The organism is Citrobacter amalonaticus, from assembly GCF_018323885.1.
Taxonomy (GTDB): Bacteria; Pseudomonadota; Gammaproteobacteria; order Enterobacterales; family Enterobacteriaceae; genus Citrobacter_A; species Citrobacter_A amalonaticus.
In genome coordinates, this window is record NZ_AP024585.1 from 67,371 (window position 1) to 89,146 (window position 21,776).

Annotated in this window: 28 protein-coding genes and 3 pseudogenes; 16 read left to right on the top strand and 15 right to left on the bottom strand. The window is 51.6% G+C overall.

Annotated features, from left to right (window positions below; genetic code table 11):
- The first annotated feature begins 82 nt into the window (after positions 1-82).
- From KI228_RS00330 to KI228_RS00375, 10 genes are all read left to right on the top strand, one after another.
- Positions 83-1,093: an aldo/keto reductase gene (locus tag KI228_RS00330; RefSeq protein WP_042323400.1), complete on the top strand. Its 1,011-nt coding sequence runs from the start codon at positions 83-85 to the stop codon at positions 1,091-1,093.
- 19 nt (positions 1,094-1,112) lie between these two features.
- Entirely contained in the window at positions 1,113-1,910 is a 798-nt protein-coding gene (locus KI228_RS00335; RefSeq protein ID WP_042323398.1) for an SDR family NAD(P)-dependent oxidoreductase, read from the top strand.
- 26 nt (positions 1,911-1,936) lie between these two features.
- Positions 1,937-2,353, top strand: a complete 417-nt coding sequence (locus tag KI228_RS00340) for an SRPBCC family protein (RefSeq protein WP_042323396.1) — start codon at positions 1,937-1,939, stop codon at positions 2,351-2,353.
- A gap of 157 nt (positions 2,354-2,510) precedes the next feature.
- On the top strand, positions 2,511-2,723 hold the full coding sequence (locus tag KI228_RS00345; protein WP_042323394.1) for a YdgH/BhsA/McbA family protein: 213 nt from the start codon (positions 2,511-2,513) through the stop codon (positions 2,721-2,723).
- 18 nt (positions 2,724-2,741) lie between these two features.
- Complete coding sequence (locus KI228_RS00350) at positions 2,742-3,839, top strand: alkene reductase (RefSeq protein ID WP_212807531.1); 1,098 nt, start codon at positions 2,742-2,744, stop codon at positions 3,837-3,839.
- A gap of 183 nt (positions 3,840-4,022) precedes the next feature.
- Complete coding sequence (locus tag KI228_RS00355; protein ID WP_042323390.1) at positions 4,023-4,514, top strand: GNAT family N-acetyltransferase; 492 nt, start codon at positions 4,023-4,025, stop codon at positions 4,512-4,514.
- A gap of 331 nt (positions 4,515-4,845) precedes the next feature.
- Positions 4,846-5,562, top strand: a complete 717-nt coding sequence (locus KI228_RS00360) for a GntR family transcriptional regulator (RefSeq protein ID WP_042323388.1) — start codon at positions 4,846-4,848, stop codon at positions 5,560-5,562.
- A gap of 198 nt (positions 5,563-5,760) precedes the next feature.
- Positions 5,761-6,735 (top strand): 6-phosphofructose-aspartate deglycase, encoded by a 975-nt coding sequence (gene fraB, locus KI228_RS00365; protein ID WP_042323387.1) that lies wholly within the window; start codon positions 5,761-5,763, stop codon positions 6,733-6,735.
- Positions 6,736-6,798: 63 nt separating this feature from the next.
- Positions 6,799-7,644 carry a fructoselysine 6-kinase gene (locus KI228_RS00370; protein ID WP_042323385.1) on the top strand — a complete coding sequence of 282 codons (846 nt, stop codon included), beginning with the start codon at positions 6,799-6,801 and terminating at the stop codon, positions 7,642-7,644.
- A 61-nt stretch (positions 7,645-7,705) separates the two neighbouring features.
- Complete coding sequence (locus KI228_RS00375; protein WP_042323383.1) at positions 7,706-9,025, top strand: anaerobic C4-dicarboxylate transporter family protein; 1,320 nt, start codon at positions 7,706-7,708, stop codon at positions 9,023-9,025.
- A 413-nt stretch (positions 9,026-9,438) separates the two neighbouring features.
- Here KI228_RS00375 and KI228_RS00380 read toward each other — a convergent pair whose 3' ends face one another.
- The 15 genes and pseudogenes from KI228_RS00380 to KI228_RS00445 form a co-directional block, all read right to left on the bottom strand.
- The gene (locus KI228_RS00380; protein ID WP_090050165.1) at positions 9,439-10,290 is read right to left on the bottom strand and encodes a DUF4942 domain-containing protein; all 852 of its coding nucleotides are present in this window, start codon (positions 10,288-10,290) and stop codon (positions 9,439-9,441) included.
- Positions 10,291-10,372: 82 nt separating this feature from the next.
- Positions 10,373-10,525, bottom strand: a complete 153-nt coding sequence (locus tag KI228_RS24255; RefSeq protein ID WP_370552262.1) for a hypothetical protein — start codon at positions 10,523-10,525, stop codon at positions 10,373-10,375.
- 73 nt (positions 10,526-10,598) lie between these two features.
- Complete coding sequence (locus KI228_RS00385; RefSeq protein WP_046401693.1) at positions 10,599-11,090, bottom strand: DUF5983 family protein; 492 nt, start codon at positions 11,088-11,090, stop codon at positions 10,599-10,601.
- Positions 11,087-11,467 (bottom strand): TA system toxin CbtA family protein, encoded by a 381-nt coding sequence (locus KI228_RS00390; RefSeq protein ID WP_046401692.1) that lies wholly within the window; start codon positions 11,465-11,467, stop codon positions 11,087-11,089. The genes KI228_RS00385 and KI228_RS00390 overlap by 4 nt, the downstream gene beginning before the upstream one ends.
- A gap of 57 nt (positions 11,468-11,524) precedes the next feature.
- Positions 11,525-11,890: a type IV toxin-antitoxin system YeeU family antitoxin gene (locus KI228_RS00395; protein WP_046401691.1), complete on the bottom strand. Its 366-nt coding sequence runs from the start codon at positions 11,888-11,890 to the stop codon at positions 11,525-11,527.
- Positions 11,891-11,912: 22 nt separating this feature from the next.
- Positions 11,913-12,134, bottom strand: a complete 222-nt coding sequence (locus tag KI228_RS00400; RefSeq protein ID WP_038633763.1) for a DUF987 domain-containing protein — start codon at positions 12,132-12,134, stop codon at positions 11,913-11,915.
- Positions 12,135-12,145: 11 nt separating this feature from the next.
- Positions 12,146-12,631 (bottom strand): RadC family protein, encoded by a 486-nt coding sequence (radC, locus tag KI228_RS00405; protein WP_038642868.1) that lies wholly within the window; start codon positions 12,629-12,631, stop codon positions 12,146-12,148.
- A gap of 52 nt (positions 12,632-12,683) precedes the next feature.
- Entirely contained in the window at positions 12,684-13,079 is a 396-nt protein-coding gene (locus KI228_RS00410; protein ID WP_046401710.1) for an antirestriction protein, read from the bottom strand.
- A gap of 77 nt (positions 13,080-13,156) precedes the next feature.
- Positions 13,157-13,420, bottom strand: coding sequence for a hypothetical protein (locus tag KI228_RS00415; protein WP_001149870.1), 264 nt, complete (start codon positions 13,418-13,420; stop codon positions 13,157-13,159).
- Positions 13,420-14,238, bottom strand: a complete 819-nt coding sequence (locus KI228_RS00420) for a DUF932 domain-containing protein (protein WP_001234374.1) — start codon at positions 14,236-14,238, stop codon at positions 13,420-13,422. The genes KI228_RS00415 and KI228_RS00420 overlap by 1 nt, the downstream gene beginning before the upstream one ends.
- A 115-nt stretch (positions 14,239-14,353) precedes the next feature.
- Positions 14,354-14,604 (bottom strand): annotated as a pseudogene (locus KI228_RS00425) (DUF905 family protein).
- A gap of 190 nt (positions 14,605-14,794) precedes the next feature.
- Positions 14,795-15,262, bottom strand: a complete 468-nt coding sequence (locus tag KI228_RS00430) for a hypothetical protein (protein WP_000727137.1) — start codon at positions 15,260-15,262, stop codon at positions 14,795-14,797.
- A gap of 96 nt (positions 15,263-15,358) precedes the next feature.
- Entirely contained in the window at positions 15,359-15,760 is a 402-nt protein-coding gene (locus tag KI228_RS00435; RefSeq protein WP_000819262.1) for a hypothetical protein, read from the bottom strand.
- A gap of 205 nt (positions 15,761-15,965) precedes the next feature.
- Positions 15,966-16,853: a GTPase family protein gene (locus KI228_RS00440; protein ID WP_040229917.1), complete on the bottom strand. Its 888-nt coding sequence runs from the start codon at positions 16,851-16,853 to the stop codon at positions 15,966-15,968.
- A 167-nt stretch (positions 16,854-17,020) separates the two neighbouring features.
- The gene (locus KI228_RS00445; RefSeq protein ID WP_040229915.1) at positions 17,021-18,124 is read right to left on the bottom strand and encodes a hypothetical protein; all 1,104 of its coding nucleotides are present in this window, start codon (positions 18,122-18,124) and stop codon (positions 17,021-17,023) included.
- 1,194 nt (positions 18,125-19,318) lie between these two features.
- Between KI228_RS00445 and KI228_RS00450 the strand changes: the two genes are divergently transcribed.
- From KI228_RS00450 to KI228_RS00470, 6 genes and pseudogenes are all read left to right on the top strand, one after another.
- Entirely contained in the window at positions 19,319-19,894 is a 576-nt protein-coding gene (locus tag KI228_RS00450; protein WP_040229913.1) for an inovirus-type Gp2 protein, read from the top strand.
- 102 nt (positions 19,895-19,996) lie between these two features.
- Positions 19,997-20,203: a helix-turn-helix transcriptional regulator gene (locus KI228_RS00455; RefSeq protein ID WP_046401690.1), complete on the top strand. Its 207-nt coding sequence runs from the start codon at positions 19,997-19,999 to the stop codon at positions 20,201-20,203.
- A gap of 289 nt (positions 20,204-20,492) precedes the next feature.
- Positions 20,493-20,816 (top strand): annotated as a pseudogene (locus tag KI228_RS00460) (DUF7828 domain-containing protein); the annotation flags it as partial.
- On the top strand, positions 20,816-20,923 hold the full coding sequence (locus KI228_RS24665) for a DUF7828 domain-containing protein (RefSeq protein ID WP_436967370.1): 108 nt from the start codon (positions 20,816-20,818) through the stop codon (positions 20,921-20,923). The pseudogene KI228_RS00460 and the gene KI228_RS24665, both read left to right, overlap by 1 nt.
- A gap of 108 nt (positions 20,924-21,031) precedes the next feature.
- Entirely contained in the window at positions 21,032-21,184 is a 153-nt protein-coding gene (locus KI228_RS24560; protein ID WP_436967371.1) for a putative zinc ribbon protein, read from the top strand.
- Positions 21,185-21,559: 375 nt separating this feature from the next.
- Positions 21,560-21,757: pseudogene (locus tag KI228_RS00470) on the top strand (ShlB/FhaC/HecB family hemolysin secretion/activation protein); the annotation flags it as partial.
- Positions 21,758-21,776 lie beyond the last annotated feature (19 nt).

The following is a 21,776-nucleotide window of genomic DNA, read 5'->3' on the forward strand; positions in this document are numbered from 1 at the left end:
AACCTTGCAAGGTATTGTGAGCTCCGTCACAGGGCGATAGCAAAAAACGCCCGAACTAAACCCGAATACTTGAGGACATCTTATGAGCATTAAAAATTTACTTCCCGGCAAAATCGGCTTAGGCGGCGCGCCGCTCGGCAACATGTTCCGTGCCATTCCGGAAGAAGAGGCCCACGCCACCGTGAGCGAAGCCTGGAACCTGGGCGTGCGCTACTTTGACACCGCGCCGCTGTACGGCTCTGGCCTTTCTGAAATTCGTATGGGCGAAGCGCTGTCTCAGTATCCACGCGATGAATATGTTTTGAGCAGTAAAGTCGGCCGCATCATGCTGGACGAAATGGAAGATCCCGCCAAACGTGATTTTGGTGAGAAAGGCGGTCTTTTCGAACACGGCCTGAAGAACAAAATTCTGAATGACTACTCTGCCGATGCCACCCTGCGCTCGATTGAAGACAGCCTGAAACGCCTGAAAACGGACCATCTGGATATCGTCTGGATCCACGATCCGGCGCAGGACTTCTACGGTGACAGCTGGCTGGAGCAGTTCAATATTGCCCGTACGGGGGCATTTCGTGCGCTGACACGTTTGCGTGACGAGGGCGTGATCAAAGCGTGGGGACTGGGCGTGAACCGCGTTGAACCTTGTGAACTGACGCTGGCGCTTGATGAGCCGAAGCCGGATGCGTTCCTGCTGGCGGGTCGTTATTCCCTGTTGGATCACGAACGTGCACTGCAACGCCTGATGCCAGAAGCGCTGGAACATAACGTCGATATCGTCGTCGGCGGCCCTTACAGCTCCGGCGTACTGGCAGGTGGTGAGCACTTTGAATATCAGAAAGCCTCCCCGGCCATTAAGCAGAAAGTGGCGCAAATTCACGCCATTGCCGCGCATTTTAACGTCGATGTTAAAGCAGCGGCGCTGCAGTTCGCGCTGGCAAACCCTGCCGTCGCGGCGGTTATTCCTGGCTCCAGCCGTCCTGGCCGTATGGCGGAAGATCTGGCTGCGCTGAATGCAACCGTTCCGGCTGAATTCTGGACGGAAATGCGCCGTCAGGCTCTGGTTGCGGAAAACGCGCCGCTGCCGACCCGTTAATCAACCGAGTGAGAAAAAGATGAAACTGGATCTGACAGGTAAAGTCGCTGTGGTCAGCGGCTCAACCTCCGGTATTGGGCAGGGTATTGCCGCCGGACTGGCAAAAGCAGGCGCAACGGTGGTTGTCGTCGGGCGTAAACAGCGCGGCGTCGATGACGCGATGGCCGCGATTACGGCACAAAATCCTGCGGCGTCGCTGCGTGGCGTGGTGGCCGATCTCAGCACCGAACATGGCGTAAATGCGCTGATCGCCGCCGTTCCGACGACGGATGTGCTGGTCAATAATCTGGGGATTTTCAACGATAAAGATTTCTTCAGCGTTCCGGATGACGAGTGGCTGCACTTCTATAACGTCAACGTCCTCTCCGGCGTTCGTCTGGCGCGTCATTATGCGCCAGCCATGACGGAACAGGGCTGGGGGCGAATTATCTTTGTTTCGTCCGAATCGGGCGTGGCTATCCCCGGCGACATGATCAACTACGGCGTCACAAAAGCCGCGAATCTGGCGGTGTCCCACGGTCTGGCGAAGCGACTCGCCGGAACCGGTGTGACCGTTAACGCCATTCTGCCGGGGCCGACTTTTACCGATGGCCTGCAGGAGATGCTGGCGGACGCCGCCGCACAGTCCGGACGTAGCCCGCGTGAACAAGCCGACGAGTTTGTCAGAACGGCGCGCCCGAGCTCCATCATCCAGCGTGCGGCGGATGTGGAAGAAGTGGCGAATCTGGCGGTTTATCTCGCGTCTCCGCTCTCTTCGGCAACGACAGGGGCAGCCCTGCGCGTCGATGGCGGCGTCGTCGACACCCTGACAATGTAACCCTATAAATTTAAGAGAAAAATATCATGGCTAAGACAAGTGTATCGATTGAAATTCCGGCTTCTGCCGACGCAGTATGGCAACTGATGGGCGGCTTTGACGCGTTGCCGGACTGGCTGCCGTTCATCCCGAAAAGCGTGGTGACAGAAGGGGGGCGCGTGCGTTCGCTGACAACTTCCGACGGCGGTACCGTGATTGAGCGTCTGGAAGCGTTTGATAATCGTCAGCGCAGCTACACCTACTCCATTATTCAGGCGCCGTTTCCGGTGGTGAATTACCTCTCAACCATCACGGTTCATGAGACCGCCGACAGCCAGATTTCCCGCGTGGAATGGTCCGGCGAATTCACGCCGGTGAACGTATCTGACGAAGAGGCTCAGGCGCTGTTTACGGGCATCTACAGTGATGGTCTCAAGGCGCTGAAGGACAACTTTGTTTCCTGATTCGACCTGCAGGCGTCGGAGGATCCGACGCCTTATTATTAACTAAAACGCAATAGTCTATTGTCATTTGTATCATTTATGTCATCTGTAGACAGGCGTATTCTTCTTCCATCGCGTTAATCAACGCCAAATTATCACTTTATTCTGGGATATAAACATGAAAACTATTTTCGCTATTTTTACTGCCTCTCTGTTCTCTGCTGTGGCGTTTAACGCCTCTGCGCAAAGCGTTACGGCAACCGGCACCACGCTGGATTCCGCTGAAGCGGTCATCGCGCAAAAAGCCAAAGAGATGAATGCCTCTGAATACAAAATTACCAGTGCGCGCATGGGCAACACCGTCACCATGAGTGCAGAACTGTATAAATAATCGCGAGAGGAACCCATTATGTTATTCGATCACTATGCGCTGAATGCCTTGCCGTTAAAAAACCGGATTGTTATGCCGCCGATGACGCGTTCTCGCGCCGGGGCAGGCGACGTCGCGACTGACATGATGGCGGACTATTACGCACAGCGTGCCAGCGCAGGGCTCATCATTAGCGAAGGCACGCAAATCAGCCAACAGGGCCAGGGCTATGCCTGGACGCCTGGCATCTATTCCGAAGCGCAGATTGCTGGCTGGAAAAAAGTCACTGACGCCGTACACAAGGCGGGCGGTAAAATCTTTGCTCAGCTGTGGCACGTCGGTCGTGTTTCGCACACCGTTTTGCAGCCTGGCGGCGCGGCACCGGTCTCTTCTTCCGCCATTCAGGCGCCAGGGGTGAAAGTGTTTGTCGATGTTGAAGGGCGCGGTCCGGAAAATGGCGTCGGCGAGATGGTGCAGCATGACATGCCGCGAGCCCTGACGCGGGAAGAGATCCCGGCTATCGTCAATGACTATGCCCAGGCGGCGCGCAATGCTATCGCCGCAGGGTTCGACGGTATTGAACTGCACGGGGCGAACGGCTATCTGATCAACCAGTTCATTGACTCACAGGCCAACCTGCGTGATGACGACTACGGCGGCTCGCTGCAAAATCGTCTGCGCTTTATGCGAGAGGTGGTGACGGCGGTCTCTGCGGCAATTGGTAAAGAGCGAGTGGGCATTCGTCTCGCCCCGTTAACCACGCTGATGGGGTCAAAAGATGATACACCGGAAGCGACCTACCTGGCGGCGGCCAGCGTGCTGAACGATCTGGGTATTGCCTATATTCATATCGCCGAAGCGGACTGGGAAGATGCGCCGGTCATGCCTGCTGCGTTTAAAGAAGCGCTGCGTATTATCTTCCACGGTACGCTGATTTACTCCGGTAAATACACCAAAGCGCGTGCTGAAGAGGCGCTGACGAACGGCTGGGCTGACCTGATTGGTTTTGGTCGCCCGTTTATTGCCAACCCGGATCTGCCGCATCGTCTGAAAAATGACTTACCTCTGAATGCGCCCATTAAAGAGAGGTTCTTCGGCGGCGGGAAGGAAGGGTATCTGGATTACTCGGCTAGCTGATTTCATGACGCAGCGCGTCCATCTGCTCGCGCATCTATAAATGGCCCGGCGAATCACACAGCGCCGGGCTTTGTGTAAGATGGAATGCACACCCTTCATTCTTCATGTGAATACAATCAGCGTAAACCCTGTTGTCAGCAGGTATGATGAGGCTGTCCAGTTGATTCAAGAAAAGGTAAACGCATGTCCACTCCGCTATTCCGTCAGGCCGTACCCGCCGATGTTGATCGCTGCTATGAGATTGAAACGCTTGCCTATGAAGGCGATGAAGCGGCAACCCGGGAAAAGATCGCCACTCGTATCCAGCGCTATCCGCAGGGATTCATGTGCATGGAACTCAACGGTGAAGTGGCTGGCTTTATCAATGCCGGATGCGCCTGGGAGGTGGTGATGTCTGATGAAGAATTTAAGGAACTGGTGGGGCACGATCCGCACGCGCCCAATGCGGTGATTATGTCGGTAGTGGTGCACCCGGATTTTCAAGGTAAAGGCTATTCGTCACTGATGATGCGTGAGTTTGTGACGCGGATGAAAGCAATGCACAAAAAGACGATTCACCTGATGTGCAAAGACCGCCATGTCGATCTCTACGCCCACTTTGGCTATCGCTACGTCAAACCGTCAGAATCCGAGCACGGCGGGATGGCGTGGCACGAGATGGTGATGGCGTTGTAATAGGTCGATCACGGGAGTCGTATTCAACATGTTACTAGATTGAATTTATTGATTATTTATCTTTATGGCAGGTAAAGTATTCATGGGTTGTTCTCGTAAAAATGAGTACTTAAGGTTAAGTCAGGATAACGCTGCGCAATAAGTATGTATTCATCGCGCGTGACTCCCTCCCGAATGCTGGCACTGGTGCAATCTGAACTGTGCAGCAATTCTATTGCAAACACTTTTTTCCTTGCTGAGTAATCACTGTTCAAGTGTAGCCATAAGCAAATTGTTGTATATTGTAAACCATGCGCTGCCTGCCTTATGATAATACAAAAGGATACATAACGTGAATCTGCCGGATACCTCAAGTGCCAAACCGCTGTATAAGCAGCTTGAAGAAGCCCTGAAAGAGGCGATTTTAAGCGGCGAATATCAGCCGGGGCAGCAGATCCCAACCGAAAACGATCTCAGTGCCAGCTGGCAGGTGAGCCGCGTAACGGTGCGAAAGGCGCTGGATGCGCTGACCCGGGAAAACTTTCTTACCCGGGTCTCGGGTAAAGGGACATTCGTATCCGGCGAGAAGTTTCAGCGCAGTATGACCGGCATCATGAGCTTCAGTGAGCTGTGCCGCTCCCAGGGCCGCCGCCCGGGTTCGCGCACCATCAAGTCGGTGTTTGAGGCCTGCGATGAGGACACCCGCGCCAAACTGAACATCCCCGATGGGGAAAAAGCGGTGGTGATTGAGCGTATTCGCTATGCCGACGACGTGCCGGTATCGCTGGAAACGGTCTGGTTCCCCCCGCAGTTCGCCGCACTGCTGAATGAAGATCTCAACAGCCATTCCCTGTACGATACTCTGCGCGACAAGCATGGCCTGTGGTTTACCCACTCCAGCAAAACCATTGAGCTGGTATACGCTAATTTTGAGGTGGCCCACTATCTCGGCGTCGCTAACCGTTATCCGTTGATCTCGATTAAAAGCGAGATGATTGATAACAAAGGTGAAATGTCCTGCATATCTCATCAACTGATTGTCGGCGACAAACTGCGTTTTACCGTCTGACCCCCATTTTTTACCGTTGATCGTTACGTCGTTTCAGCGTAAATCGGGATCCGCATCGCGGATCCCGATTTTTTGTATGGGCACACGTTGATCGAAATGTATTCCAATGTTATACATTTATAACAATACATTTAGATACATTGATTGGCGCGCGGCTGTCACGCGGTTAACGTCAGAAACGACCCAAGGGGAAAAGTGATGAGTATTAAAGAAATCATTAACGGCATTGTGGACAATAAAGCAGAGAAAGGCGGGATCACGCACGTATATTACGTCGCCTGCGGCGGCTCGTATGCGGCGTTTTACCCGGCGAAAGCCTTCCTGGAAAAAGAAGCCACTAAGGTCACCGTCGGGTTGTACAACAGTGGTGAGTTTATCAATAACCCGCCGGTGGCACTGGGCGACAACGCGGTGGTAGTGGTCGCATCCCACAGAGGCAACACCCCGGAAACCATCAAAGCGGCAGAGCTGGCCCAGAGCCGCGGCGTACCGGTTATTGGCCTGACCTGGGTGACCGACTCCCCGCTGGTGGCTCACTGCGACTTTGTAGAAACCTACAGCTTCGGCGACGGCAAAGACATCGCCGAAGAGAAAACCCTTAAGGGCCTGATCACCGCGGTAGAAATTCTCAACCAGACCGAAGGTTATGCCCATTATGAGGATTTCCAGGACGGACTGAGCAAAATCAACCGTATCGTGTACCGCGCGTGTGATCATTTGCAGAACCGCGCCCAGGCGTTCGCCCAGGAATACAAAGACGACAAAGTCATCTACACCATGGCGAGCGGTGCGGGTTACGGCGCGGCCTATTTGCAGAGCATCTGCATCTTTATGGAAATGCAGTGGATCCACTCCGCCTGCATCCACAGCGGCGAGTTCTTCCACGGCCCGTTTGAAATCACCGATGCCAACACGCCGTTCTTCTTCCAGTTCTCTGAAGGCAGCACCCGTGCGGTAGATGAGCGCGCCCTGAACTTCCTGAAAAAATATGGCCGCCGCATCGAAGTGGTGGATGCTAAAGAGCTGGGTCTCTCCACCATCAAGCCGACGGTGATCGATTACTTCAACCATTCGTTGTTCAATAACGTTTATCCGGTTTATAACCGTGCTCTGGCTGAGATCCGCCAGCATCCGTTAACGACCCGCCGCTACATGTGGAAGGTCGAATATTAATCACGCCAGGATTTGACGCAGGGGCAGGGACGCTCGATTTATCGTTATCAACAAGGAATAATGATGGACATTAAGGTGATTGGCATTGGTGATAATGTCGTTGATAAATATCTCCATTCCGGCGTGATGTATCCCGGCGGTAATGCACTGAACTTCGCGGTGTATGCCCGGCTGGCGGGCTGTGAAAGCGCGTTTCTTGGCGCGTTCGGCAACGATGCCGCCGCACGGCACGTGCAGGAAACATTGCAGGAACTGAACATCGACAGTCAGCGCTGTCGCCACTATGTCGGGGAAAACGGCTATGCCTGTATCCGGCTGGTGGATGGCGACAGGGAATTTGTCACCAGTAATAAAAACGGCGTATTACGGGAACACCCGCTGCAATTATCCGACGACGATCTCGATTATATTGCGCAATTCGATGCGGTGCACTCCAGCATTAATGGATTTCTCGAACCGGAATTAGAAAAAATTAAACAACGCAATGTCACCCTGTCGTTTGATTTTTCCGGGCGAGGGACTGACGACTATTTTCAACAGGTATGTCCGTGGGTCGATTATGGTTTTATTTCCTGCGGCGCATTATCGGTCGAAGAGACGATTAATAAAATTTATAATTTATACGATTACGGTTGTAAACATGTTATCGCTACCCGCGGGCATGAAAAGGTTTATTACTATGCCGGCGGTGAACTTATTGAGTGGCAGCCTGTTTATATTCAACCGGTCGATACTCTCGGCGCGGGGGATGCTTTTTTAACTGGCTTTATGCTATCCATTCTGGCATGCGATAAACCCCAACCGGACCATGACGATATTATTCGCGCCATGACGGCAGGCGGGAAATCCGCGGGCCAGGTCTTACATCATTATGGCGCGTTTGGCTTTGGTAAACCGTATTCCGGCTAATTGCCTTTCACCGATTACATAAAAACATAACTGGAATTCACTCCATTATCCGGGGGTAAGTATGTTCTGGACAGAATTGTGTTTTATCCTGGTTGCCCTGATGTTTGGTGCGCGTATTGGCGGCGTATTTTTAGGTATGGTTGGCGGCCTTGGCGTTGGCGTTCTGGTATTTGGTTTTGGCCTGACGCCCTCGTCGCCGCCCATTGATGTTATTTTAATTATTCTCTCGGTAGTATTAGCGGCATCGTCATTACAGGCGTCCGGCGGACTGGATTTATTAGTCCGGCTGGCGGAAAAAATGCTGCGCCGCCATCCGCGCTATATCACGCTGCTGGCACCGTTTATCTGTTATATCTTCACCTTTATGTCCGGCACCGGGCATGTGGTGTACAGCCTGCTGCCGGTGATCTCCGAAGTGGCGCGGGATTCCGGCATTCGCCCGGAGCGTCCGCTGTCGATTTCGGTCATCGCGTCTCAGCAGGCGATAACCGCCAGCCCGATTTCGGCGGCCATGGCGGCGATGATTGGCCTGATGGCCCCGTTCGGCATCTCTATTTCCACTATCATGATGATTTGCGTCCCGGCGACGCTGATTGGCGTGGCGGCGGGAGCGATCGCCACCTTTAATAAAGGCAAGGAACTGAAGGACGATCCGGAATACCAGCGTCGCCTGGCGGAAGGGTTGCTCAAGCCGATCGGCAAAGCGGAGCGCAGCACTGAAATTGCGCCACACGCGAAACTCTCGGTGCTGTTGTTCCTGACCGGCGCGGTGGTGATTGTGCTGCTGGGGCTAGTGCCGGGCCTGCGTCCGCTGGTTGAAACCACCAAAGGGCTGCAACCGCTCTCGATGTCGGCGGCGATCCAGATTGTGATGCTCTCTTTTGCCTGCCTGATTGTGCTGCTGTGCCGCCCGCAGGTGGATCACATCCTCAGTGGCAGCGTGTTCCGCGCCGGTGCGCTGGCGATCGTTTGTGCCTTTGGCCTGGCGTGGATGAGTGAAACCTTCGTCAGTAGCCATATCGACCTGATCAAATCCGAAGTGCAGGTGCTGTTGCAGGAGCATACCTGGCTCATCGCCATCATGATGTTCTTTGTCTCGGCGATGGTCAGCAGTCAGGCGGCGACTACCCTGATTCTGCTGCCGCTGGGGCTGGCGTTGGGGTTACCGGCGTATGCGCTGATTGGCTCCTGGCCTGCGGTTAACGGCTACTTCTTTATTCCGGTAGCCGGGCAGTGCCTCGCGGCGTTGGCCTTCGACGATACCGGCACCACCCGTATCGGCAAATACGTGCTTAACCACAGCTTTATGCGTCCCGGCCTGGTGAATGTGATTGTCTCTGTGGCGATGGGGCTGATGATCGGCAAAATGGTGTTAGGTTAATTTTGTTCGCCGGCCCGCTCGTTTAAGGGGCCGTTTATTTATCGTTTTACGCGCCAAAGCCGTGCTAAAAGTTCATGATATCTAATAGATATGAGTTGACCTCAGGAGAGCATCGCTGCATTCAGAAGGGGTTAGTTGACTTAGGGAGAACTCAGGAGAGGCAAACTGGCGGAGATCACAGGAGTCTAATTTGATGGTTAACTTATTGATTTAATGTTGATGTTTTGTATTGGATAAATAAATAACCCCCATAAGCACCCCCAAATGATTTTGCTTGTGGGGACTGGAGTACTCACAGCTACTTCTTGGTCTCTTTTTACACTGTAGTAAAGCGACAATATCCTTTTTGCCTTCGGCTTCTTTTTAGTGTCTCAGTTATAACGAATATGTCAGAGATTCGTATACTACAGTGTTTATCTTGCAGACAACACTCCCGCATAGTACTTCGCTATGATATAGTTCATCCTCTCGACCAGTTTCGGTCGCTTAAAAGTGATATGGGCAGTTCCCTTCTGAAAGTATTTGATCGAAAACATCTCATCCTCGTAACGATTGCTGTGCCTGTTTTCATGGATATGATCGGCGAGACGACGGGTGACGTCGGCACGGTTGTCGGGAACCGGTTTTCCGTCCAGAAGCATCAGCATCAGCATCCGCTCAAGGTCAGCTAATCGATCGCGTTGCCAGCCCCAGAGAAGCCCAAATCCCCAACGATCATATTTCACCAGCCCTGTCACGATAATCTTTTTTCCAAACTTACACGGGCTGTTGCTCTTGTAGTCCCAGCTCAGACCCTTAAATACGTTAATCACACCACGCTCAAACACATCACCTTTATTCAGATGAAGTTGCTCAAAAGTGCTCAGAATGTTGGCTTCGCTGACTGCAGGAATGTCATCCCCCTCAAGGTTTCTGTACCACTGATCACGCGCCTGAGCGTCCATGATGGAAAGCATCCCTGACTTTTTCATTAAATCGCGCCATATACCACGATCGAAATTACGGGTAATGGCTTTCATCGCTGTTTCTGGTTTCTCCATCAACCAGCAACCACAGCGGAATTTCTGCTTCATGGCCCAGTCCAGAGCGGTTTTACCGCCAATACAACGGGTCAGTGTTGAAATATCGTTGAGTTGCTGAATGAGCACTTCATTCTGTGCCAGCGCGGCATTACGTCCGGTGAAGATGCGCTCAATGCTGGTGGAGCAAATCATGTCGGTGTGGCTGGTTAATACTTCGGATTCGGTGAAGTTAAGGTCTGACATCTTTTCTTTCCTTTATCTAAAAGTAAAGCGCCAGCCGGTAAGGGCTGGCGCTTATACGTGTGTAATGAGTATTGCCTGGTGGTTAATCAGTTCTGGTCTGTTGCAGAAGCTGGATTGAGCGGGTGCGAACATCATTTCGTACCCGCTCAATCCAGGACAACAACTTTGCTGAGTTGGTGTTGTCTTCGTCGTTGTCGAAGATGATCCTCGTACCGTTATCGATATTGTCCTGCAGCCAGTCAGACTATTGAGAGCGACTTCAGTGGTTAACTCTGGCATTAGAGTTTTTTGTGGTGATTGATGTTGTGTTACCAGTCAAATGTGGGAAAACCTGGCAGCACTTCGCCACAGGCATCAAGATGAATAATGCTCACGGAGTAACGACGCATAAGTGCTACCACCAGACGACGACAGGCTTTCGACAAACCGAGTCGTTTTAGCCGCAACACCGGAAATGACCACGCGCTCAGACGGAGCAGATAGCCGGTGCCCGAAAAATGGATCCATTCTGACTCACTAAAGTCTTCATGCTGATGCGACTGTTTGTACAGCAGGGTGTTGTCGGCTTCGGTGATATGCGCGGTACTGCAATGGATACCGGTAAGGTGGGCGGCGGGTAGTAATGGATCTTCAACAACCCGCTTTCCGGGGGTATCAGCAATACGAAGTGAATATCCGTTGTCGCAGATCGCGTTAATAATGTCTTCCAGTTCAATGCCATCGATATCCACGATGATACGACCCATGTTGAGGGCCAGTACATTGATAGCATCGGCTTCTGCCGTCAGGGATAGTTTCATGAATGTTGCTTCTGAGCTGCATTTCCAGCGATGAGAAGAGTGATCCTTTTATACCCGTTACGTTGCATCAAACCCGTTGCCCGTCTGGCCCGGAGAATATCAATCACCCCGATAAAAGGGGACTGATGCTTAATGGAGAAACCGGGACGATCAATCCGCACCAGTTCAGATTTTTCAACGAGAAAATTGAGTGCATCTGACAGTGAGATACCGGCGTCAATATATTGCGTAATAATCTTCTCATCGGAAAATTGCGTGTCGCTAAGCGAAAGGCCGTAATGTCTTTTTAACAGATACGTAAGAAGTTGCTGCCAGATTTCAACGGGCGTCGGGCGTGACGGTGCCTTCCGCGTCGGGATGGCGGATAAGGTTTGCATAATGAAATGCTCCTGAATGAAGTCGGGTTAAAAAGAATGAAGGATTATGGGGTAGGGTTACCGGGTTATGCTGTCGTCTGGTGTCGGATAAATTGCTGTATAAATGTAGCCATGTGATCCGAGGGAATCTGCTTCACAGGTCAGTCCTTTTGCATATAACGTGACACAGTGCTGATGGCGGGGATTGAGCTCACCGGAAACCAGCATTAATTCCAGCTGTTTGAGCAGTGCCGGAAACGCTTGGTCGAGATGGCGCAAATCCGCGTCGGTGAATGTCCCGGTGATGCTGGCGCGGTCGGCCAGATAATGCAGCCGGTTGCCTTCCTGTACCAGCCGTGCACCGAAGCACGGGGTGATATTACGTTTCAGTCCCCACCACGGTTCAGAAATATGATGATTTGCCGGCAGTGTTTTATTCAACAAGGTCGTGCTCCTTGAATATGAGTTAACTGAGGGTGACGCTGCGCAGAACGACATACGGGCCGTTGCGGTCCTGGCGACGTTCAGCGAACACGGCCAGGACGCCGCTGATATCCTGGACCTCCTTCCCTGCATAGTGGCAGACGCTGCCGGACCAGGCGTATTTTCCGGAACAGAAGCGAAACAGCCTGGACTCAGGATGCTGGCGATATAGCGCCATCGCCTGACGTTTGCTGATAATCTTCATCGCTGCTCTCCTTACAGCCAGCCGCGTTCAGCGAATGACACTACTTCCATGCCGCCAACCACCAGATGGTCCGGCAGGCGGATATCCACCAGGTCCAGTGCCTGCTTAAGACGTTCCGTGAGGCGGCGGTCAGCCTGGCTGGGCTCCGCCAGGCCTGACGGATGGTTATGGGCAACGATGACGGCGGCTGCGTTATGTTTCAGGGCGGCTTTCACCACTTCCCGGGGATGGACTTCGGTATGACTGATAGTGCCGGTGAACAGTATCTCGTGGGCAATGAGGCGGTTCTGGTTGTCGAGGAACAGCACCATAAACACTTCGCGCTCTTCCCCTGCCAGGCGCAGACGCAGCCAGTCCCGGGTGGCACCGGCGGAGGTGAAGGCCACACCGGGTTCACGCAACTGGCGCTCCAGCAGGTTCATTGCCCGCCGTAACGTTCGCCGGGCATACGGGGACAGGGGGACTTCCTGGTGTGGTGAGGTCAGTGACGGGAACATATCAGGCTGCGATGACGTGGGTAAGGGGGCCGGATTCGTCATGGTTATTCCCCTAATCAATGATACGCATAATTGCGTGGCAGTCCGGGTGCAGCAGGGCATAGTCCCGCAGGCGATAATAGTGCTCCGTCATGGCATTGCATTCGGTGCGGCAGGCGTGATGACTGTAAGCGATAAGGCAGACGGCTATCCCGGCAGCCTCAGCGCTCATCTCTGCGCCGTTACCGTTCATGCTGTTAAACAGTGTCCATTTCTCATCGTTTTCGTTCTCCGGGGCCATAAATGCACCGCCATTGCTGAGGGTAAAGAAATTCCATATCCCGCCGCTGTAGTCCCTGCAAAACCGGTCCATCCAGCCAAAAATGTGGTGTTCAAGGGTTATCCACTGCGGTATGCTGCCAAACTGCTGCGGCCAGAAGGCGGCACGCTGTTCATCGGGTACGGGCATGCATTCGATGCGGTCTGTATCAGTACGTGGTGAGGTGAGAGATTCAGTCACCGGACTGGTCAGGGTGAGTATGTTGTTCATTTGATTTCCTTTGTATTTTCATGTGGGTTGTTGTGACAAAGTGACGGACAGAACTGCACATAGCCATCATCATCACAGCGTGAAGGCCAGTGCCCCTCAGGGATACTTATGCCGCACTGGCTGAGTTCACCGGGACGATAAAGAAGGTGAGAGCACCAGGCGCACAGGTCGTCATCAGAGATGTAGCGGCAGCTTTGCTCACTGATCAGGGAGAACGGATGTGGCGAAACCTGAATCACGCCGCCAGGAATACACTGCATTACTTCAGGCTCCCGAGCAGGCTTTCCGCCATTACCCACAGGGCGCGGTTGAGCTTCACGTCGCCGTCAATGCCGTTAACCGCACGGGTGTGGGCCCGTTTACCTTTCGTTGTTCTGCCCGGCAGACCGCCTTTAATCAGGTTTTCCTGGATACGCTGGTAGGTGGTCCACAGGTCGGAACTTTCATCCTGCCAGCGTCGCGCAGACAGAATCTGTGCTTCCGTCACCGGCTGGTGCTCTTCCCCAAAGCGGTACGTCAGGGCGGCTCTGGCAAACGCCTGTTGTGCCGGCGGAGGAAGTAGCAGTGACTGCATGGCATCCCGCTTCTCCTCCACCCGGTCAAATATCCCCAGCACCTCATAAGCCCCTTCAATGACTTTATCCACCACATTCCCCTTGTGCGGTACGCGAACCTCACCAAAGGTTTCGCCACAGACAAGTCCGTTCTGGCAGACAAAGCGAAACAGGCCCGGCAGCATCTGGTATGAGCTGGAGCCGTCGTGGCTGTTAAGCAGGATGATTTCGGGGACCTGTTTGCCGGTGATTTGCCCCTCACGCCGCAGACGCAGCATGTGCTTTGTGTGGTCGCGTTTATTCAGGTCGCGAACGCGGGTCTGGCAGGCAAAGAACGGCTGGAAGCCTTCCCGCTGCAGATTATCAAGCAGTGTGATGGTCGGGATATACGTATAACGTTCTGAGCGTGATTCGTGCTTTTCTTCACTGAATACGCTGGGCACATAGTGTGCCAGTTCATCACGGGTCAGTGGGCGGTCGCGGCGTACGAGACTGGCCGCACCAAAACGGCTGGCTAAGCGCATGGTTAATACCTCTGATATCGGGTTAAAGGGCATAAAAGCAGAAAGGCCATGCTCCGGAAGGTGCATGGCCTGTGGGGGACTGTGTTCTGTTGAAAAATGAGCAGGACTTCGCCGCTCAGTGGCTCAGTGGCTGTGGTGACACAGGAATACCGTCGCTGATGAGATAGCGGTTCAGCATCTCTCCGGCCTGCGGGGCAAAATTCCAGTCCCGCCATATCAGCATGCCACGGCAGTCGCGGATGACCAGACGAAAATGGGGCCCTGGTCGTCTTCGACGGTGACGTTGAGATAGCGTGCGGCCATGGCTTCCGCCTGTCGGCGGGTGAAGGGGCCGGGTGGCAGCGACGCATTATCAGTGGTCTGCATATCTGATCCCTGATGAGAAACAAAAGAAAACGCCCCGCTCAAATGAGCAGGGCGTCGGCGGTGTGAAATACTGATGCAGTGGTCAGGGCTGGCGGGTGTGTGCTGCCTGAACCGGGATATGCGTCATGGACTGAGGTTCCTGTTGTCGTGAGCGTGAATGAATTCAGAAAAAAGGCGTTACCTGTCTTTATTACGGCAGGGCATATTTCGGCAGACAGCCGCTGTCCCCGAACGCGGGAAGGACCTTCCCCGCACCGTTAAGCGTAAACACGGCTGCCTTTACGCCCTCCCCGGACACAATGACCCGCTTACCGGTGCGCAGTTTATCCCATGCCCATGCCACGTTGTCTGAGCCCACATGTGACTCGCTGTCACTGACGCTGACAGGCTCCTCATCGTCAATTTTCATGTCCAGCGACTGGCCGTTATCCATCCTGACCTGATGACCGTTTGCGTCGGTGAAGGTCAGGGTGGCCGCTTGTGAGCCGGTGTCTTCGCAGGTCAGGTAAAGCTGTGACTGTCCTTTCCCCAGAATTACAAACTCAGACACGCCCTGACCCCAGCCGCTGGCCCAGGTATCACGGTTACCGAAGGCCTGTGACACTGCCGGAGTCAGAGCAGATATCAGAAGAGTGAAAAGCAGTATTTTCTTTTTCATAGTATTCCCTGAGGGTGATGGTTAAGACGATACGGGTCTCTCCTGAAGACATTGAGACGCGTTAAGAAAGAGGGCTGATAAGTGATACTGGCGATATCACTGGCTGACGGTGAATGTGCCCTGATCGGTGAACACCCGGGCCTCAACAAAATTGCAGGCTTTACCAAAATCCAAAGTGTGACCAAATTTCCAGAAGACACTCTCAGCGAAGGTCATTTTACGGGGTGTGAACGGTTTATCTGTGGGCCACCAGCCATCCACATTCCGGCCCCTGTAGGCTATTTTTCGGTGTGTCAGCATCGGGCATTTTCCCCTGTTAACATCGATTTTCTTTATCAGAACGGTGTCGGTTTTTGCTGTCACGGTGACATAGATGCAGCCATAGCACTCATGGCCGGCATGGCTGACCTCCACTTTAACGGGCATATCGCTACCGGCCAGGGAGGGAAGTGAGGTGAACAACAGACTGGCGGTCAGCGCCATAAAAAACCTTTTCATTACTTTTCTCCGGATGAAGGCATTCCTGCAATTCATCGCATTGATTTTTAATCAGTAAATGGCTGAATACAGTATCCCTGAGGGATTCTATAACCGGAAATTCATCATGAAAAATGAATAAAACCGATCGGGTCGATCGACAAAATCGATCGTGACAGAGCCAGATTATTTATCGAAACGGAAGACAGGCTTATCGATGCGGAAGTCAGCCAAAGAAGAAGGACCAGACGGTCCGGGCAGCACGGGCCACGGTGTGTGTGACTGTCCGGAGCGCGCAACGTGCAACCTGCGGCAACGGGGCCAGGTCGATGACCGCGTCAATCACTTCTACCACGGCATCGCCAAAGCTGTTGCGGGCGGTAGTGATAATGCCGGGGGTGTGGTACCCGCTTTGCAGGTGAGGCACCAGCGGGCTGCGGGCCTGCTTTGGGAGACGGGTAATCATCGCCTCCACCAGACGGGGAAGGTGGTACCGCCCCCTGACTGACACCGGAAGAATATTCGTCTCTGCGGTTCCCATCTGACGGGCCACGGTCTGTTGTTTCTGTATAATACGTTCAGCCTGCAATGCTGATGGCTGCGCCGATAACCAGTTCCAGTGCGCTGCAGGTTCGGTTTTATCCACCTGGTTGAGGACCCATAACACCGGTGGCAGCGGTCCGCTGTATTGTGCGAATACCTCCTGATAAAAAAGCTCTTCCACCGAGAATGCGCGGTCATCGGCCTTGAGCACCCACAGCACCATATCGAGTTGTGGCATGAGTTCGCGGTACAGCTCACGGTATTCGTTGTCACGGCTGATGCTCTCTCCCGCACCGGGTAAATCCACCAGCGTCAGGTAATGGTTACCGAAGCGCAGACGTACACGCTGAGGCTGACGGGTACAGGCCTCCACGGCATTCACCGCACAGACTTCACTCCGGAACAACGCATTACACAGCGAGGATTTGCCGACGCCGGTCTTGCCCATGATGCCAATCACGGGTTCATACGCGACGAGGCGGCTGAGCTCCCGGAGAAGATGCTGCCGCAGAATACGGGGATAGCGCCGCAGATGGCGACGGATAAGGGCATAGCCCGAAGGATGTTTCATATAAGCCTCGGCATAATAAAATGGCCATCACGGATGGATGGCCTGACTGACGTAAACGGGAGGGAATTCACTGAGGTGATATATAACTGAGAAAAATTTAAAAATGCGGATATAGCATTTAATCCAGATATCAGCAGGGGCGAGCGCCCCCCCACAGATATGTTGATTCAGTTTATGGTACGCATAAAAGGAATTTTGTTGATTTTTTTTGCAATTCTTAAAAAATATTCCCTGTGAATTGCTGGTGTGTTTTTCAGTTTGTCATAACCACTCTTTTTTTTAGTCGCACTGATTTCTGCCTCCCTGTCAGCAAGACGTCGTCGGTGGGGTCTGTTGATGTTATCTTCCCTTTCTGTTCTTCTGAGCAGACGGGAGAATAATGTGCAGGGTTCATGACGCCGATAGCCAGGTGCAGTGACATCAGGGAACGGATTCAGTATGTCGGATATGAAAAAGTCTATTCCTCCTGGCGTGGGAGAACTTTTTTGTTTGTTGATGACTTCACGCTGGAAGTTGAGTAAGAAATTAAAGTCAAAACCAGAAACACCCACCAGGCATTCAATGTCTTCAGGGATGAAAGAGTACCAGACCTCAATAATTTCCCTGATAAAGTCATGACTGACAGCCCCGTCCTGAATAAAAAATAACACATGGGCGAAAGGCTCAAAATTCTCGTCCAGCATGCCCAGTCTTACATGTCCGGCTATCCGGCTGTACATTGTGCGATGTTTTATTTTACTCATCATCGAGGAAAAGGCTATGTTAATTATGGTTAAGTCATCGATGATGTGTTCAAGTATTCCATTTGTCTTGCAGTTGAGGTGAAAGCTGATTGGGATTATTGTGATTTTTCCGGATGCTTTATTTTTTATTTTGTTATATTCAGTCTGGATTTTAAGTAGCACATCTTCTTTGTGAATAAGATTTTTCTTCAGTTCTTCTTTATATTCTGGGGTTGCTTCGCAATGAAGCTTCAAATATTTATGCGTTCCCGCGAGAGAACGGGATGAGCCAGGGCGTAATGAATTCTCATATTTAAGAATGTCCGACAAAAGATTGCATGCGTAGCCGTCTGTTACCTGCGTTTTTCTTTTTTTAGTGGAAAGTTTATCAGGCGGTATTTTTTCACATTCTGCATCTTTAAAGCTGATGAAGCTGTATATGTCAGCCAGGTCCACGTAACGTATGGGTTCCGATGGATACGTGGCATCTATCTCCCTTAACCTCAGAAAGTTCACTTCATAAAAATCATTCAGTCCGTCCCTTCTCATTCTGCTCTCCCGAATACTGGTTCTGTTTTTATACCTCCGAATTATATCGTATAAAGCTCTGAATTAAGAGTGATTGGATCACAGTACCGGCATGGTAAAACATAGCCTTTTAAGCATTATTCAGAGCTTATGATTTCCTATTAATTCATTGAATTAAATGAATTATATATACTTTGCTTGTCATTTTTTTGTGTTTGTTTTTTTCTGTTGTTTCAGATTGTTATGACATGATTTTAAGGTGAAAACGATTCTGACTGTCTTTTCAGGCGACTGAGGGTGTTCCGTTACTTCCGATCAGCGTCTTACAGCGAGACTGTTTTTCCGACTGTGTTTACCTGGTCAGGGAGTATCTTATCCTGTCATCCAGTTGCAGAGCATTCTGTGGTCTGATTGTTATCGCCGGGGAGAATGCAGTTTCCCCTCGAAAATAAATACGTTAGCCCGTCATGAATTTACCTTTTTTCATGTTTTCCGGGCCGCGCATGGAATGTTTTTCCTGAGTAACCAATAATTACTCTCTTACTTCCACGTTTTTTGTGCCTGAAAATACCGGGGGAGTAATCAGAAAATAAACCCCGTATCGGTATAAATAACGGCAAGATACTATTGCAGTAAATATTACAGTGGCAGGGTGACCAGTTCCGGGAGTCAAAAAGTGTGCGTATACAAATCTTTCATGAACACATGCCTGTACAGGTATCAAGTCCGGAAGACAGAAATGGTGGCTAATATCATTTTAACACCAGGGTGTGAATAACTTAAACCTGCGTAGTGTGTGTATTCTCTGGAGGTTACTGACGGTGTGAAAAGAAACATTAAGGTTATTAGTGTTATTTTATAAAAGATGTGTTATTTATCCAACTGCTTACACCTTTGTATCCATGAATACTGACTCTTCAGTAAGTACAGTATTCCTTCGTCTACCGGGTGATGATTTCTTTTCAGACATCCCGGTACGTTCAATGATTACTAACATCATTGTTTATTCTTTGCCGTAAATCATAATGATTGTCAGACTTTTCTGTGTGATGAACATCCATTCCATTGCACGATAAGAAATTACTGTTACAGCACGTGTGAAAAATGATACTCAAGAAACATACTTTAATGGCTGAAAGCCTGAATCGGTATTCTGCATAAAAAATTAATCTCTCCCGTAATCTCATGACCAATAACTGTTATGGGATATTTATCATGGAATACGTAATCAACTCAAACCACAAACCAGACTGTTCTCTTCAGTCAGTATTATTTAACCATCAGGACCGGTTATTTGACTGTCATTCGAAATTACTCCTGCTTCGGGTGGATTTTGCATACAGGAAAAACTCTGATTCATACGCGTATGGTGATATTCATCAACTGGTGGCTGAGATGACATGGCTGACTGAGCAATGCGCAGAGATATCTGGTCTGGAGGGATATGCCTGGGTAATGGAATATGGGGGAGATCACCGTTACCACATTCATGCGGCGTTTTATATCAATGGTCAGAGCCACCGGAAGGCCTGGTGCTTCTGGAAAGCCATCCAGTCGCTGTGGGAAGACATCACGGACGGAGAAGGCTACGCGCACCGGTGTGAGCCTAAGGGACATTACCGGGTGCGAGGTGAACGAGTAATCAACTTTTCAGATCGCAGAGGAAGGGAAGGTATGCAGTACATCCTGAGCTATCTGGGTAAACAGTCGCAGCGTACAGAGCGCCGGATTTACAGAGTCAGCGCAGTCCCTGCTCCGGCAGTCAGTGGCAGGCGGCGTAAGCGGAGCTGAATCTATCCGGTAAAAAATCACGCCAGTGCGTCATCGTTTGAAGAAGTCTGCACCATTCGAATACCTGGCTTCTTCTCCCCTATCACCAACGGAGAACAAACGATGACCACACCAAACCGCCTGCTTAACGATAAGTTTGTCGATATGGCCTTCATTACGCAGCTCACCGGCTTAACCGACAAATGGTTCTACAAATTGATTTCATTGGGTGAATTCCCAAAACCCATTAAGCTTGGGCGTAGCTCCCGCTGGTTGCAGAGCGAAGTGGAAGCCTGGCTACAGCAACGCATTGCTGAGTCACGGGGTTGAACACTCATGCCGAAGAAACATAACCGTAAGACATGGCAGGCACCGGTACGCTGGATTTGCCCGCAGTACCATCGACAATACAGTGGTGAGCGCATGTGTCCGTTCTGTTACAGCACGGTCAATGTTATAGCCGCCACAGCTAGCTGAGTCGTCCCCCCCTTTGTGACACCCCGGTTCACCAATTAAATCTATTACCCGCCAGATACTGCGCATGAAGCTGCCCATACAGGGACGGCCTATGCCTGCGTGTCATGTGGCGGAGAGGACTATTACTATGTACACAAAATAATTTCTTGCCCTCAATAACGCTGGTCGCCTGACCGGTGCCAGAACTGCACTACGCTTTCCTGACGAACGTTACACCTGCCATCACTGCGGCAGTATCCAGGTGCTGAATTCTGAGTCTGAACGCCCGTGGTTTTCTCATACCGATGTTGTACTCACTGTTCAGGGCCAGCAGTTCTGCCCCTACATACACCCTGCGGCTGCTGAGGTCGGGTTTATACGCAAGCTACATCGTGACGTACCCAATGCGAAGCCGGTGGTCAGTCATGCAGGTCAATGCACCAGTGAATATCACTCTTACGGAGATGAGGAGGTCATGTGCTCCTGATGCCATGCTATTGGGCTCTGAATACCAGAGGTGAGCAAACAGGCAGCAGAAGCGCGGCCAGCCAGCCTGAAGAAAGCTGGACATGCCCGTCCTGCGGATGTCGTTAGGTACTGCATTCTGATAATCCTGGCATTCGCGCCTAGTTTGAACACGACCAACGGTCAGTCGGGAATGATGTACTGAGGTACTGCAAGTATCGGGACGATTTTGCCACATTGCCGGGAGACTGGCACACAAGGTTTATATTTGCATTCTTTCCTCTGGATGCGTCTGCTCCAGCCGGGGCCTGGTACTGCGTCTGGTGCGGGCAACATTACTACGGGGAAATGCTGTGTATTCCTTGTGGCACTTGGTATGCGCGATATTGAAGGAACATGTGACAGGGAAATAACAGCAGAACTGTGAGACCTCCGGTATGCATTATGTTCTGAAGGACAGTTGAATTACGCTGATTTTTTACCCGGTTTAACGCATCACCACCACTTCGCTGTTGTCAGTTTTATGCAACCGAAAATACCGGATCACGGATCAAGGTAATATCCAGCAATCCTGACTGACAATTGCCTTCAGCACATCTGACTCCTGTCTGTTGAAGCATTACTTTCTCGCCACTTCAGCGGGACGAAAAAACATATTAGCCTTAGTTATCATATGCACAAAATCAATAATGTTATTTACAAAATCTTACTACTGCCTTATTTTCTGGAACAATTTTAATACATTTCTTTACTTAAGGGCAAGCAATGGGCAGGAAGCCAGCACGCGGATTTTCCGTCGTCACGCGCCTCTTCTGTATCACCATTCTGGCGGTAGCGTGCGTGCGCGTCACAGCGGCTCCGCTCTCTCCGGCTGACCGTGATACCATTCAACAGCAGCAGCAACAGTTGCTTGAGCAGAACCAGCGTCAGCGTGATGAACTGGAGCGCAGCACACCGCTACCCCTGAACTGGCCTCAGCAGC

Coding starts and splice junctions, on each gene's coding strand:
- KI228_RS00345 (WP_042323394.1), top strand. CDS start 2,511: ATGAAAACTATTTTCGCTATTTTTACTGCCTCTCTGTTCTCTGCTGTG.
- KI228_RS00335 (WP_042323398.1), top strand. CDS start 1,113: ATGAAACTGGATCTGACAGGTAAAGTCGCTGTGGTCAGCGGCTCAACC.
- KI228_RS00380 (WP_090050165.1), bottom strand. CDS start 10,290: ATGTCAGACCTTAACTTCACCGAATCCGAAGTATTAACCAGCCACACC.
- KI228_RS00330 (WP_042323400.1), top strand. CDS start 83: ATGAGCATTAAAAATTTACTTCCCGGCAAAATCGGCTTAGGCGGCGCG.
- KI228_RS00420 (WP_001234374.1), bottom strand. CDS start 14,238: ATGCGCTTAGCCAGCCGTTTTGGTGCGGCCAGTCTCGTACGCCGCGAC.
- KI228_RS24665 (WP_436967370.1), top strand. CDS start 20,816: ATGCCATGCTATTGGGCTCTGAATACCAGAGGTGAGCAAACAGGCAGC.
- KI228_RS00450 (WP_040229913.1), top strand. CDS start 19,319: ATGGAATACGTAATCAACTCAAACCACAAACCAGACTGTTCTCTTCAG.
- KI228_RS00390 (WP_046401692.1), bottom strand. CDS start 11,467: ATGCAAACCTTATCCGCCATCCCGACGCGGAAGGCACCGTCACGCCCG.
- KI228_RS00370 (WP_042323385.1), top strand. CDS start 6,799: ATGGACATTAAGGTGATTGGCATTGGTGATAATGTCGTTGATAAATAT.
- KI228_RS00445 (WP_040229915.1), bottom strand. CDS start 18,124: ATGAGAAGGGACGGACTGAATGATTTTTATGAAGTGAACTTTCTGAGG.
- KI228_RS00435 (WP_000819262.1), bottom strand. CDS start 15,760: ATGAAAAGGTTTTTTATGGCGCTGACCGCCAGTCTGTTGTTCACCTCA.
- fraB (WP_042323387.1), top strand. CDS start 5,761: ATGAGTATTAAAGAAATCATTAACGGCATTGTGGACAATAAAGCAGAG.
- KI228_RS00440 (WP_040229917.1), bottom strand. CDS start 16,853: ATGAAACATCCTTCGGGCTATGCCCTTATCCGTCGCCATCTGCGGCGC.
- KI228_RS00455 (WP_046401690.1), top strand. CDS start 19,997: ATGACCACACCAAACCGCCTGCTTAACGATAAGTTTGTCGATATGGCC.
- KI228_RS00350 (WP_212807531.1), top strand. CDS start 2,742: ATGTTATTCGATCACTATGCGCTGAATGCCTTGCCGTTAAAAAACCGG.
- KI228_RS00410 (WP_046401710.1), bottom strand. CDS start 13,079: ATGCCCGTACCCGATGAACAGCGTGCCGCCTTCTGGCCGCAGCAGTTT.
- KI228_RS00415 (WP_001149870.1), bottom strand. CDS start 13,420: ATGCAGTGTATTCCTGGCGGCGTGATTCAGGTTTCGCCACATCCGTTC.
- radC (WP_038642868.1), bottom strand. CDS start 12,631: ATGTTCCCGTCACTGACCTCACCACACCAGGAAGTCCCCCTGTCCCCG.
- KI228_RS00355 (WP_042323390.1), top strand. CDS start 4,023: ATGTCCACTCCGCTATTCCGTCAGGCCGTACCCGCCGATGTTGATCGC.
- KI228_RS00400 (WP_038633763.1), bottom strand. CDS start 12,134: ATGAAGATTATCAGCAAACGTCAGGCGATGGCGCTATATCGCCAGCAT.
- KI228_RS00430 (WP_000727137.1), bottom strand. CDS start 15,262: ATGAAAAAGAAAATACTGCTTTTCACTCTTCTGATATCTGCTCTGACT.
- KI228_RS00375 (WP_042323383.1), top strand. CDS start 7,706: ATGTTCTGGACAGAATTGTGTTTTATCCTGGTTGCCCTGATGTTTGGT.
- KI228_RS00340 (WP_042323396.1), top strand. CDS start 1,937: ATGGCTAAGACAAGTGTATCGATTGAAATTCCGGCTTCTGCCGACGCA.
- KI228_RS00385 (WP_046401693.1), bottom strand. CDS start 11,090: ATGAAACTATCCCTGACGGCAGAAGCCGATGCTATCAATGTACTGGCC.